The sequence below is a fragment of the Alcaligenes sp. YSL9 genome (genome assembly GCF_030515105.1).
Lineage (GTDB): Bacteria > Pseudomonadota > Gammaproteobacteria > Burkholderiales > Burkholderiaceae_B > Alcaligenes > Alcaligenes phenolicus.
Genome location: NZ_JALXJU010000001.1, coordinates 1,043,366 through 1,055,904, shown reverse-complemented (window position 1 = coordinate 1,055,904; position 12,539 = coordinate 1,043,366). Strand labels below are relative to the sequence as shown.

Here is a 12,539-nt window from a genome sequence, read left to right as displayed (position 1 = left end):
ACGGGCCTTTTATTTCTAATTTATGGGCTTACTATGACTATTATTCATAATCTGGGTTTTCCTCGCATGGGCGCGCAGCGCGAATTGAAGCGCTCTTTGGAAGCCTATTGGGCCGGTCAGGTAAGCCAGCAAGAGCTTTTGGAAACAGGCAAAGCCTTGCGCGCCCAGCATTGGGGTTTGCAAGGCAAGGCTGGGCTGGATACGGTACCTGTGGGCGATTTTGCCTGGTATGACCAGATTCTGGAGTGGAGCACCTTGCTGGGAGCGGTTCCCGCCCGTTTCGGCCAGGCTGAAAATGCACCCGTGTCATTGGATACCTTGTTTCGCATGGCGCGTGGCCGTGCGCCCAGCGGCACCCCTGCCGCTGCTTGTGAAATGACCAAGTGGTTCGATACAAACTACCACTACATCGTGCCCGAATTCACACCAGGTCAAAGCTTCCGGATTGCCCGTGAATTCTTGTTTGAGCAGATTGAAGAGGCCAAGGCTCTGGGGCACAAGGTCAAGCCCGTGATTCCCGGACCCTTGACCTGGTTGTGGCTGGGCAAGGGCGATGCCTATGAGGGCTTGGCAGATGCGGGCAAGCTGGCCTTGCTGGATACGTTGCTGCCTGTGTATGAACAAGTGCTGGCCCGTTTCAAAGCTCAGGGTGTGGAATGGGTACAGATTGACGAGCCTGTTCTGGTTCTGGATTTGCCTCAAGCGTGGCAAGACGCCTTCCGTCGCGTCTATCAAGGTCTGAATCAATCCGGCTTGAAGCTGCTGCTGGCGACTTATTTTGATGATCTGCATGAGAACGTCGCGGTATTGAAGGATTTGCCCGTGGCGGGTGTGCATGTGGATGCGGTGCGTGCTCCGGCTGCTTTGCAGGCCGTACAAGCGGTATTGGGGCAAGACCAGGTGCTGTCTGCCGGTGTGATTTCGGGTCGGGATATTTGGCGCACCGATCTGCAAAAAACGGTTCAAGCCTTGAAGCCCTTGAACGCGGCTTTGGGCGAGCGCCTGTGGATTGCGCCATCCTGCTCGCTGCTGCATGTCCCTGTGGATGTGCAAAGTGAAACCGGCCTGGACGCTGAATTAAAGAGCTGGCTGTCCTTTGCGGTGCAAAAACTGGATGAGCTGAAACTGTTGCAAGGATTGCTGGATGGCACTTTGGACGAAGCGGGTCAGCAAGCGGTTCAAGCTCAGCAAGCTGCTTTGCAAACGCGCCGTGAGTCCAAGCGCACGCATAATCCTGCTGTACAAGCCCAGATGGCCAAGATTGACCAGCTCAAGCGTCAACGTACGCCCTTCGCGCAGCGTATCCAGGCCCAGCGCAACAAGCTGAAGTTACCCGCCTATCCCACCACCACGATTGGTTCGTTTCCTCAGACCACGGAAATTCGTACTGCTCGCCGCGACTGGCGTGGGGGAGCCCTGAGTGATGCGGCTTATGAAAAAGCCATGCAGGTAGAAATCGAGCAAGTTATTCGTTTTCAGGAGCGGATCGGTCTGGACGTGCTGGTGCATGGCGAGGCCGAGCGCAACGATATGGTGGAATACTTTGGTGAACTGCTGGGTGGTTTTGCCTTTACGCAAAACGGTTGGGTACAAAGCTACGGGTCGCGTTGCGTAAAGCCGCCTATTATTTTTGGGGATGTGCTGCGCATCACGCCAATGAGTGTGGCCTGGTCCTCCTACGCCCAATCACTGACTGATCGGCCCGTCAAAGGTATGTTGACGGGGCCAGTGACGATGTTGCAGTGGTCTTTTGTTCGTGACGACCAGCCCCGTGCCGATACTTGCCGCCAGCTGGCTTTGGCCTTGCGGGATGAAGTTTCTGATCTGGAACAGGCCGGCATTCGTGTCATCCAGCTGGATGAACCCGCTTTCCGCGAAGGCTTGCCGCTCCGGCAGGGTGATTGGCAGGCCTACCTGGATTGGGCGGTGGATTGCTTTCGCCTGTCCACCAGTGCGGTGTCCGATGAAACCCAGATTCACACGCATATGTGCTACTCGGAGTTCAACGACATCATGCAGTCCATTGCCGATATGGACGCGGATGTGATCACGATTGAAACCTCGCGCTCCAATATGCTCTTGCTGGATGCTTTCGAGAGTTTTGAGTATCCCAATCATATTGGCCCTGGCGTTTATGACATTCACTCGCCCAATGTGCCTGATAAGGATTGGATGGTGCGCTTGATGGGGGAGGCGGCCAAGCGCTTGCCCGCCGACCGTTTGTGGGTGAATCCCGACTGTGGTTTGAAAACGCGGGCTTGGTCTGAAACTGAGGCTGCCTTGCTGGCTATGGTGGATGCGGCCAAAGCATTGCGGGCGGCAGCCTGATTTGGTGCAGGCTTAAAATAAGCCGCTTGAATAGATTGACAGGGCAGGGCGCTTTTCGTCCTGCCTCCCGATTTCCCAGGCCGGATGAAAACGACCGCCCGTCAGGTGGTCGTTTTTTTCATGCAAATTTGGTATACCGTAGGATCGACACCGCGTAGATCCTGTGTTTGGCCCGCTTGGGATGCGCTTACAGATTATGTAAGTGGCTGATACGGAACATACGAGGTGCGTTATACTTGATCAGTTTCAATCTTGCCGCCCCGTTCATATCAATGCCTTTGCCCCCGCCGTCCGTCGCCCGTGAACCATTGCATACGCGTACCATCACGGTAGAGTCGTTTGCACGGGAAGATGGCCTCTGGGACCTGGAGGCCTCGCTGCTGGATGTGAAGTCCTACGACTTTCCCATACGCAACGGCCAAACCCATAAGGCAGGTGATCCTGTCCACCTGATGCATCTGCGTATCACTATCGATAGCAGCTTTGCCATTGTGGATGCCGTGGCGGTTTACGATGCAGCCCCTTACCAGGACAACTGTTCGTCCATTGCGGACGCCTACCAGAAGTTGGTGGGCCTGAATTTGCTCAAGCAGTTTCGTCAGGGTGTCAAAGAGCGCTTTGGGCGTTCGGCTGGCTGTACGCACATGAGCGAGCTGGCACAAGTGTTGCCAACCGCCGCCGTACAAACCATGGCCGGGCGACGTCGCAGCAGCGGGGAATCAGAGATTTATCGCACCGACAAGCAGCCTTTCCATCTGGATGGCTGTCATGCCTTGCGTTTGAGCGGTCCCGTGGTTGAGGAGTTTTATCCCGTCTGGTATCGACCCAAAGTCACAGACGGGGTGGATTAGTTTTTTGTTTTAGTCAGGTCTCGGGCTCAGGCCTGGAGTTCCTGCCTTCTTTTTTTATTGTGTTTTTAGACTGACAGGTATCACATGAAAATTCACGAATATCAGGGCAAAGCACTGCTTAAGCAGTTTGGCGTTGCCGTGCCACGCGGAATTCCTGCCTTCTCCGTCGATGAAGCGGTTGCAGCTGCGCAGGAGCTGGGTGGCTCTGTGTGGGTTGTCAAAGCCCAGATTCACGCCGGTGGCCGTGGCAAGGGCGGTGGCGTCAAGCTGGCTCGCTCGATGGACGAAGTGCGTCAACTGGCCTCGGAAATCCTGGGCATGCAGCTGATCACTCACCAAACTGGCCCTGAAGGCCAGAAAGTGGGTCGCCTGCTGATCGAGGAAGGCGCGGACATCAAGAAGGAATACTACGTCGGTATCGTTACCGACCGTGCTACCCAGCGCGTGGCCGTGATGGCTTCCAGCGAAGGCGGCATGGAAATTGAAGAAGTGGCCGAGCGCGACCCCGACGCCATTCTGAAAGAATTCGTGGACCCTGCTGTTGGCCTGACCAACGAGCAAGCCACCAAGCTGGCTCGCGGTATCGGCGTTCCTGACGCTTCTATCGAAAAAGCCGTTGCTGAATTCCAGAAGCTGTACAAGTGCTACACCGAAACCGACGCTGAACTGGCCGAGATCAACCCTCTGATCCTGACCGGCTCGGGCGACATCATCGCTCTGGACGCCAAGTTCAACTTCGACGGCAACGCTTTGTTCCGTCACCCCGATATCGTGGCTTTCCGTGACCTGGCTGAAGAAGATCCTGCTGAAGTTGAAGCCAGCAAGTACGACCTGGCCTACATCCAGCTGGACGGCAACATTGGCTGCCTGGTGAACGGTGCAGGTCTGGCCATGGCGACCATGGACACCATCAAGCTGTTTGGCGGCGAGCCTGCCAACTTCCTGGACGTGGGCGGTGGCGCTACGGCCGAAAAAGTTACTGAAGCCTTCAAGATCATGTTGGCCAACAAGGGCGTCAAAGCCATTCTGGTTAACATCTTCGGCGGCATCATGCGCTGCGATGTGATCGCTGAAGGCGTGATCGCTGCGTGCAAGGCCGTCAACCTGAACGTGCCTCTGGTGGTACGCATGAAGGGTACCAACGAAGAGCTGGGCAAGAAAATGCTGGCCGATTCCGGTCTGCCCATCATCAGTGCTGACACCATGGCCGAAGCGGCGACTGCTGTTGTCGCTGCCGCCAAGTAAGAAAAGGTTGAGGATTAGCAAATGTCGATTCTGATCAATAAAGACACCAAAGTCATCACGCAAGGGATCACCGGCAAGACCGGCCAGTTCCACACCCGCATGTGCCGTGAATACGGTAACGGCATGGAAGCCTTTGTGGCTGGCGTGAACCCCAAGCGTGCTGGTGAGGATTTCGAAGGTGTACCTATTTACGCCTCCGTGTCCGACGCCAAGGCTGAAACTGGCGCAACTGTGTCGGTTATCTACGTCCCCCCCGCAGGTGCTGCGGCTGCCATCTGGGAAGCTGTTGAAGCTGACCTGGACCTGGTTATCTGCATTACCGAAGGCATCCCTGTTCGCGACATGCTGGAAGTTCGCAACCGCATGCGCGCAGAAAACCGCAAAACCCTGTTGTTGGGCCCGAACTGCCCCGGTCTGATCACTCCTGACGAGCTGAAGATCGGTATCATGCCCGGCCACATTCACCGCAAGGGCCGCATCGGTGTGGTCAGCCGCTCCGGCACGCTGACATACGAAGCCGTTGCTCAAGTAACCGAACTGGGTCTGGGTCAATCCTCGGCTGTCGGTATCGGTGGCGACCCAATCAACGGTCTGAAGCACATCGACGTGCTCAAGATGTTCAACGACGATCCTGATACCGATGCCGTTATCATGATTGGCGAGATCGGCGGTCCAGACGAAGTCAACGCGGCTTTGTGGGCTAAAGACAATATGACCAAGCCTGTTGTTGGCTTTATCGCTGGTGTGACAGCGCCTCCCGGAAAACGCATGGGTCACGCCGGTGCCCTGATCTCCGGTGGTGCCGACACGGCCGACGCCAAGCTGGAAGTGATGGAAGCTTGCGGTATTCGTACCACTCGCAACCCGTCCGAAATGGGCAAGCTGCTCAAAGAAGTGCTGTAAATAGTAGTACCGGGGCCCGCTTTGGCGGGCTCTTTGTCTGGCTGCCCTGTGCAGCCGGGCAAAATTGGCCAGCCGGTTTCGTCAAGAAAAACACCACAACCCGGCGCATTCCTTCCCGAATCTGGCCAGCCTGATCATGCTCAAACGAATCAAGTAAGAAAAAGAAGCCCCGATGTTGCGCAGGCTAGGATTAGTTTGCTGCTTTAAGGGGCATTGTTGTCTTGGGACAGCCTGGCGACAGAAAAAGAACGTTTGTCCCGCGGCTGGGAAGAGAACTCACGTTTAGCTATACGGGAACGAAATGATTGAATTCCTCCAAACCCTGCATTGGGGTTCACTGTTTCAAATTGTACTGATTGATATTTTGCTCGGTGGCGACAATGCCGTCGTGATCGCACTTGCCTGTCGCAACTTGCCCAAGCAGCAGCGCATGCAAGGCATTTTGTGGGGGACCGCAGGCGCAATTATCCTGCGTGTAGTCCTGATTTTCTTTGCTCTGACCTTATTGGATCTGCCATTTTTGAAAGTGGTGGGTGGTCTTTTGCTCATGTGGATCGGTATCAAGCTGCTGATGCCGGACGACGACGCACACGGCAATATTCAAGGGGGCGGAACCATCTGGGCTGCCGTCAAAACCATTATCATCGCGGATTTCGTGATGAGCCTGGATAACGTGATTGCCATTGCCGGTGCAGCACAAAACGCGCACCTGGATCATCAACTGGGCTACGTGATCTTTGGTTTATTGCTAAGTGTCCCCATTATTGTCTGGGGCAGCACCCTGGTTTTGAAACTGATCGACCGTTTCCCTATTGTCGTCACCCTGGGCGGTGCCTTGCTGGGCTGGATTGCAGGCGGCATGCTGGTCACGGACAAGATTGTGGAAAATCAATTTGGCGTGCAGCCCCAGCCTGTTAAACTCGGGGTCGAGATTGTTTGTGCCTTATTAGTGGTGGCGCTGGGCAAATGGCTGGCGCACCGTAAAGGTTCTACCAAGGAAGCTTAGTTCTATGGCAATTTTTAAATCCTCCGACGCCAAAGGTCAGGAAAGCGGTTTGTCCCTGCTGCAAGGCTTAGGGATCCTGGCCATTATCGGTATTGTTGCTGCCGCCATCGTGCGCTATTTTGCTGCATGACCGCTGTGGCTTCTACTCCTCAGGAATTGGTTATTGCCACTCGTGCCAGTCAACTGGCCTTGTGGCAAGCCAAGCATGTTCGCGACCTTTTGCAGCAGCTATACCCGCAGTGCAAGGTATCCTTGCTGGAAATGACAACCCGTGGTGACCAGATTCTGGATCGTACGCTGTCCAAAGTGGGTGGCAAGGGCCTGTTTGTCAAAGAGCTGGAAACCGCCTTGCTGGATGGCCGCGCCCATCTGGCGGTGCATTCCCTGAAAGACGTGCCGGTGGTGTTGCCCGAGTCCTTTGACCTGCCCATCATCATGGAGCGGGACGACCCACGCGATGCTTTTGTTTCCAATACTTATCCCAATCTTGCGGCTTTACCTGCTGGTGCCATCGTAGGCACTTCCAGTTTGCGCCGCGAGTCCCAGATTCGAGAGCGCTACCCGCATCTGGACATCCGTCCCCTGCGTGGCAATGTCCAGACCCGTTTGTCCAAGCTGGATCGTGGCGATTACGACGCCATTATTCTGGCTTCGGCTGGTTTGCGTCGTCTGGAATTGGCCGAGCGTATTCGCGATTACATCTCGATCGAAGACAGCTTGCCTGCCGCCGGGCAGGGGGCCTTGGGTATCGAGATCCTGAAAACTCGTACCGATGTGGCTCAATGGTTGGCGCCTTTGGCGCATTCCACCAGCCACGTATGTGCCTTGGCCGAGCGTGCCGTATCGCGTGCCTTGGGTGGTTCCTGTCAGGTGCCATTGGCGGCTTATGCCACCCTGAATGGCGAGGAGCTGAGCCTGAGCGGCCTGGTTGCCGAACCTGATGGCTCCACGGTGTACCGCGCTCAGATCACGGGTGCGGCCAAAGATGCGGAAGCCTTGGGTCTGTCGCTGGCGGAAGATCTGAAGCAGCAAGGTGCTCAAGCCATTCTGGATCGCTTGCTTACGGAACAGCCCGCAGAAGGCGAGTAAAGCGGCATGAACCTGCCCTGTGTATTACTGACCCGCCCCGCGGGACGGAACGAAACCCTGTCGGCTGCCTTGGCCGCGCAGGGTTTTTCTTCCTTGCTTATGCCCGCCTTGAGCCTGGAAGCGCAAAACCTGTCCGAAGAACAATGGCAAGATCCCAAGGATTTTGACCTGGTGCTCTTTGTAAGCAGCAGTGCGGTCAATTTTTACTTTGCGGCTTTGCAAGCGCGCGGCCAACGCTGGCCTGACAAGGTATTGCTGGCTGCTGTTGGTTTTGCTACCGCCGCCTGTTTGCGCGCCCAGCCGGGCGTTTCCCCAGATGCCGTACTTCACCCTGAAAATACGGATTCCTTGCAGGACTCAGAGGCTCTGTGGGCGGTGCTGGAGCCCCGACTGGCGCAATTTGAACGGGTTCTGATTGTGCGCGGCCATACTGGTCGTGAGTGGTTGGGCCAGCAACTGGAAAATCACGGTATTCAGGTCCAGCGCCTGGCCATTTACCAGCGTAGCCCCGCCCAGTGGAGTACAGAGCAAGGCCGCCAAATTCGTGACAGTTTGCAGGCGGGCCGTCTGGCCGTGTTGCTTAGCAGTTCTCAAAGCGCCGATGCGGTTTTCGCCAATGTACAAAGCCTGGGTTTACTGGATGTTTGGGCGCAATGTGCCTATGTGGTCATACATCCGCGTATTGAAGAACATTTACAGTCCTTATTGTTGCAGGCTGGAATCGCAGCGCCACCAATGGTAAAAAGGTGTACGCCAGACGATGATGACATTGTCGCTGCCTTGATGGCGGTGCTCTCGCGCGATTAGCCTCACACGGATTACAATCTTGCCATGAACGATAAAACAGAGAACGCATCCGCAAGCGAACCGGAGACTCCCATTTCCAGCCCAGCCAATACAGCGGCTCCTCGTCCGTATTCCGAACCCAAAGACAATACCACTACGCCGCAAAAGCGTAAAAGTGGCGCGGGTCCGGCTTACGCTTTGACGGCTGTTGTGGTGGTGCTGGCCGCTGCCGGTCTTTGGTACCAGAATTCATTGCTGGAAAAGCATAAGGCCGAGCTGCAAGCCCAGCTGGCGACCAATATCAACACGACAGAGCAGGCGCGCCAAACCGCGCAGCAGGCCCTGGCCCTGGCGCAGCGTCAGTCCGACAAGCTTGCCCAGTTGGAAAAATCCTTTAACGATTCCACCGAACAGTTTCATGATCTGAGCCAAGCCTTCCAGACCATGACAGACAGCGGGTCGGAACTGGTTTTGCTGAATGATATTGATCACTTGGCCACGATTGCGCAGCAACAGCTGATGCTGGGTGGCAATGTGGCCAATGCCATCGTTTCTCTGGAAGCTGCTCAGGCGCAATTGGCTCGTGCCAATCGCGTCGGTCTGGCTTCCTTGCAACAAACACTGAATGGCGATCTGGAACGCCTGCGCGCCGCTGCCACGGTGGATGTGGCCTCCTTGTCGCGTCAGCTGGATACCTTGTCGCGCTACGTCTCGGAAGCGCCTTTGCTGGTGCCGGATGACGTTGCCGGTGGTGCGAATACTGAAGCGCTGGACTTGCAGTCCGACGTTCAGGAACCTACGGAACTGGCCGCTGATGCCCCTTGGTGGGAGCGCAGCTGGAATACGGTGGAACAGTGGGGTAGCAGCGCCTGGCGCTCGGTCAGCCACGATCTGGGGCAGTTTGTCTCCATCCGTCGTGTCGACGATGCCGCCGCCTTGCTGATGTCGCCGGATCAGGCTGCCCGTCTGCGAGAGAACCTGCGTCTGCGCATTATGGCCGCCCAACTGGCCATGATGATGAATCAGTCCGCCGTCTGGCAGACCGAGCTGAACGCAGTCGCGACGGCGCTGGAAAAACGCTTTGATACGCAATCCGGTCAGGTTCAGCAGGCCTTGCGTCTGACCCGTCAATTGCAGGACACCCGCATCGGTGCTCGTTTGCCTACCGTGAATAACACCCTGGCGGCCATTGAGAGCCTGCGTCAGGCTCAGGCCGGCCGCAGTCAGGACAATGCCGACGACACCACGACCGAGCAGGGCGATACGGACCCTATTTTGTCCGACCCTCCTCAATCCACAGAACCTGCCAGCCAGGAGGAGCCCGCTGCTCCTGCTGCCGAACAGACTGAGTCTGCGACTCCCGCTCAATCCGAGACGGAACAGCCGGCTCAGGCGCAGGGGTAAGGTATGCGTACTTGGTTTTGGACTCTCATCTTATTTATCGCTGCGGTCGCGCTGGCTCTGGTCTTGCGTGAACACGCCGGTAATGTCTATTTGGTCACGCCGCATTATCTGGCACGTGCTTCGCTGACTTACGTGGTCCTGTGTACGCTGGGGCTGTTCATCGTGCTGTACGTACTGCTGCGCCTGTTGGCCTGGTTCAGCGATGGTCCGGAGCGTTTCCGCCTGTGGCGTGGTCGTCGCGCTCAACGCCGTGACCAGGCTTTGCTGGAAACTGGCTGGATCAGCATTCTGGAAGGTCGTTACGAGCAAGCTGAAAAAGACTTGATGAAGCTGATGAGCAAAACCCGCTCGCAGTCCAGCAAAGTCGTGGCAGGCTTGGCAGCAGCGCGTGCTGCGCATTACCAAGGTCAGATTGCTCAACGTGACGAAGCCTTGGCCGCCGCTCGTGCTGCCGCTGGCGATGATGCCCGTTTGAAAGAGGCTAGTGCCGTGGCTTCGGCCGAGCTGTACCTGGATCAGAATCGTACCGAAGAAGCCATCGAGCTGCTGCAGGATTTGCAGGATGCCAGTTCGCGCCACTTGCACGCCACTCGTTTGTTGTTGCGCGCCTATCGCCAGCAAGGTAATGCCGAGCGTGTTTACGAGTTGACTCGTTTGCTGGTGCGCCGCAGTGGCATCGAACGTCAAGAGGCACTGAACCACATCGAATTTGCCGCTGCTGCTCGTTTGCGTGTGGGTGGTGCTGAACAGTTCAAGGCCTTATGGTCGGATCTGAAGTCCGAAGAAAAGATCCTGCCCGGCGTCGCGCTGGAAGCTGCCCTGATTCAAGAACATGAAGGCAATTATGAAGAAGCCGGTCGTATCCTGGAGCCTGCGATTGCAGCCAGTTTCGACAGCCGCTTGCTGGAAGCCTACGCCCAGTGCCCACCTGAATATGTGGGCCGCCGTTTGGCCAAGGCCGAAGAGTGGCTGCGCAGTCAGCCCAACAATCCGGTCTTGCTGTCCACTTTGGGCCATCTGTGCCTGACCAGCCAATTGTGGGGGCAGGGCGAGCATTACCTGTTGCGTAGCCTGAAAATCCAGGGCGATCTGCGTAATCATGCTTTGTTGGGTAATCTGTACGACAGCCTGGGTCGCCACGACGAAGCCGTCTCTTACTGGCGCAAGGCCGCCTCCATGGCCGGCACCTTACCGATTCTGGCGGTCAGCACGGCTTTGCCAGCAGCCGATACTCGTCATGACCCTAGCCATACCGATGCAGACAGCCTGCCATCGCAGGATGACGACGATCTGCCGCATTACACTTATGCCGCCAGCGTCGTGGCCGAGGACCTGCCGGATCAGGGCCGTCCATTGCCTGTGGTGGCCGAGCCAGTGCCTCCTGCTGCCACGCCTTCGCAAGACAGCTTGAGCTCCTCTTCGGATCTGGATGATTACTTTGATACGGCTCCCATCCCTGGGGTCGATCTCTCTCAAACTTCGGATCGTCCTCGACGCTCCAACGATTAATTTCTTTTATTTTTAAAGGTTTGCACGAATGAGCCTCGCCCAAGTACCTGCTGGCAAAAAACTGCCCGACGAGATCAACGTAGTCATCGAAATCCCCATGAACTCGGACCCCGTCAAATACGAAGTTGACGAGAACGGCGTGGTTTTTGTGGACCGTTTCATGCTGACCGCCATGCACTACCCTTGCAACTACGGCTACGTTCCACAAACCATTTCGGACGATGGCGACCCGGTTGACGTGCTGGTGATTGCTCCTTTCCCAATCCAGATCGGTGCCGTGATTCCTTGCCGTCCTATCGGCGTGCTGCATATGGACGACGAAGGCGGTGGCGATGCCAAACTGCTGGCCGTGCCTACCGACAAGCTGTACCCCCTGTACCGCAACGTGAAGTCGCCTGAAGATCTGCAGCCTGAAGAGCTGGAGCGCATCAAGCACTTTTTCGAGCACTACAAAGACATCGAAAAAGGTAAATGGGTCAAGGTCAAGGGCTGGGACGGTATCGAAGCTGCCAAGAAAGAGCTGGTAGACGGTGCCAAGCGCTTTGCTGACGGCCAGGCAAAATGAGTACCGTCATTCCCGCACCCGCCGTTGCGGCCCTGAACGTACAGGGCAGTGAGCAGGTTTTTCCTGTACGCCGCATTTACTGCGTCGGCCGCAATTACGTCGAGCATGCACAGGAAATGGGCTTTACCGGTCGCGAAGATCCTTTTTTCTTCTGCAAACCGGCGGACTCCATCTTGAACGTGCTGCCCGGCCAGGTCTGCGACATGCCTTATCCCTCCCGCACCCAGGATCTGCATCACGAGATCGAACTCGTCGTGGCTTTGTCCAAGGGCGGGCGTGATCTGACTGTGGAGCAGGCTGCTGAATGTGTGTGGGGATACGCGGTGGGTCTGGACATGACCCGCCGGGATTTGCAGACGCAAGCTAAAAAAGCTGGTCGTCCCTGGGAAGTGGGCAAAGCCTTTGACCACTCCGCGCCGACCGGCCCTCTGGTCCCACGCAGCCGTATTGGCGAGCTGTCCCAAGGTGCTATTACCCTGGACGTCAACGGCGAGCGTCGCCAGACTGGCGATTTGAATCAGTTGATCTGGAATGTGGCTGAATCCATCGCTTACCTGTCGGGCCTGTTCGAGTTGTTCCCAGGTGACATCATTTTCACGGGAACCCCAGCCGGTGTCGGCTCGGTGGAACGTGGCGATGTGATGCAAGGGGCGATCGATGGTCTGGGTAGCATAGAGGTGCGTCTGGTCTGATCCAGGTCTGAATAGCTGGTCATGAACCCGTCTGGAGAGCAGTCTCCAGACGGGTTTATTCATTGGGTCTTCTGATGCAAGGCGGGGGCGTGTCGTCATTTGCATGTCTGCCGTCTGACGGTCAGGCGTGTGTAGATGACGGTATATCTTGCCTGTCAGAA

Annotated in this window: 12 protein-coding genes; all 12 read left to right on the top strand. The window is 56.5% G+C overall.

Annotated elements, in window-relative coordinates; translation table 11 throughout:
- The first annotated feature begins 33 nt into the window (after positions 1 to 33).
- The 12 genes from metE (at position 34) to M2Q46_RS04875 (ending at position 12,378) form a co-directional block, all read left to right on the top strand.
- Positions 34 to 2,328 (top strand): 5-methyltetrahydropteroyltriglutamate--homocysteine S-methyltransferase, encoded by a 2,295-nt coding sequence (metE, locus tag M2Q46_RS04930; protein ID WP_115633799.1) that lies wholly within the window; start codon positions 34 to 36, stop codon positions 2,326 to 2,328.
- A gap of 272 nt (positions 2,329 to 2,600) precedes the next feature.
- Positions 2,601 to 3,179, top strand: coding sequence for a DUF2889 domain-containing protein (locus tag M2Q46_RS04925; RefSeq protein ID WP_035272843.1), 579 nt, complete (start codon positions 2,601 to 2,603; stop codon positions 3,177 to 3,179).
- Between the two features lie 84 nt (positions 3,180 to 3,263).
- A complete protein-coding gene (gene sucC, locus M2Q46_RS04920; RefSeq protein WP_009461782.1) occupies positions 3,264 to 4,424 on the top strand; it encodes an ADP-forming succinate--CoA ligase subunit beta in 1,161 nt (386 codons plus the stop codon).
- Positions 4,425 to 4,445: 21 nt separating this feature from the next.
- Positions 4,446 to 5,327, top strand: coding sequence for a succinate--CoA ligase subunit alpha (gene sucD / locus M2Q46_RS04915; protein ID WP_009461784.1), 882 nt, complete (start codon positions 4,446 to 4,448; stop codon positions 5,325 to 5,327).
- Positions 5,328 to 5,628: 301 nt separating this feature from the next.
- Positions 5,629 to 6,333 (top strand): TerC family protein, encoded by a 705-nt coding sequence (locus M2Q46_RS04910; RefSeq protein ID WP_035272842.1) that lies wholly within the window; start codon positions 5,629 to 5,631, stop codon positions 6,331 to 6,333.
- A gap of 4 nt (positions 6,334 to 6,337) precedes the next feature.
- A complete protein-coding gene (locus M2Q46_RS04905) occupies positions 6,338 to 6,463 on the top strand; it encodes a hypothetical protein (RefSeq protein WP_003799533.1) in 126 nt (41 codons plus the stop codon).
- The gene (gene hemC / locus M2Q46_RS04900) at positions 6,460 to 7,422 is read left to right on the top strand and encodes a hydroxymethylbilane synthase (protein ID WP_026483395.1); all 963 of its coding nucleotides are present in this window, start codon (positions 6,460 to 6,462) and stop codon (positions 7,420 to 7,422) included. Before M2Q46_RS04905 ends, hemC begins: the two co-directional genes overlap by 4 nt.
- A 6-nt stretch (positions 7,423 to 7,428) precedes the next feature.
- Positions 7,429 to 8,229, top strand: a complete 801-nt coding sequence (locus tag M2Q46_RS04895; protein WP_302356861.1) for a uroporphyrinogen-III synthase — start codon at positions 7,429 to 7,431, stop codon at positions 8,227 to 8,229.
- Positions 8,230 to 8,253: 24 nt separating this feature from the next.
- The gene (locus tag M2Q46_RS04890; protein WP_302356860.1) at positions 8,254 to 9,612 is read left to right on the top strand and encodes a uroporphyrinogen-III C-methyltransferase; all 1,359 of its coding nucleotides are present in this window, start codon (positions 8,254 to 8,256) and stop codon (positions 9,610 to 9,612) included.
- A 3-nt stretch (positions 9,613 to 9,615) separates the two neighbouring features.
- The gene (locus M2Q46_RS04885) at positions 9,616 to 11,121 is read left to right on the top strand and encodes a heme biosynthesis HemY N-terminal domain-containing protein (protein WP_035272839.1); all 1,506 of its coding nucleotides are present in this window, start codon (positions 9,616 to 9,618) and stop codon (positions 11,119 to 11,121) included.
- A gap of 28 nt (positions 11,122 to 11,149) precedes the next feature.
- Positions 11,150 to 11,686 carry an inorganic diphosphatase gene (gene ppa / locus M2Q46_RS04880; protein WP_009462201.1) on the top strand — a complete coding sequence of 179 codons (537 nt, stop codon included), beginning with the start codon at positions 11,150 to 11,152 and terminating at the stop codon, positions 11,684 to 11,686.
- Positions 11,683 to 12,378, top strand: coding sequence for a fumarylacetoacetate hydrolase family protein (locus tag M2Q46_RS04875; protein WP_239054335.1), 696 nt, complete (start codon positions 11,683 to 11,685; stop codon positions 12,376 to 12,378). The genes ppa and M2Q46_RS04875 overlap by 4 nt, the downstream gene beginning before the upstream one ends.
- Positions 12,379 to 12,539 lie beyond the last annotated feature (161 nt).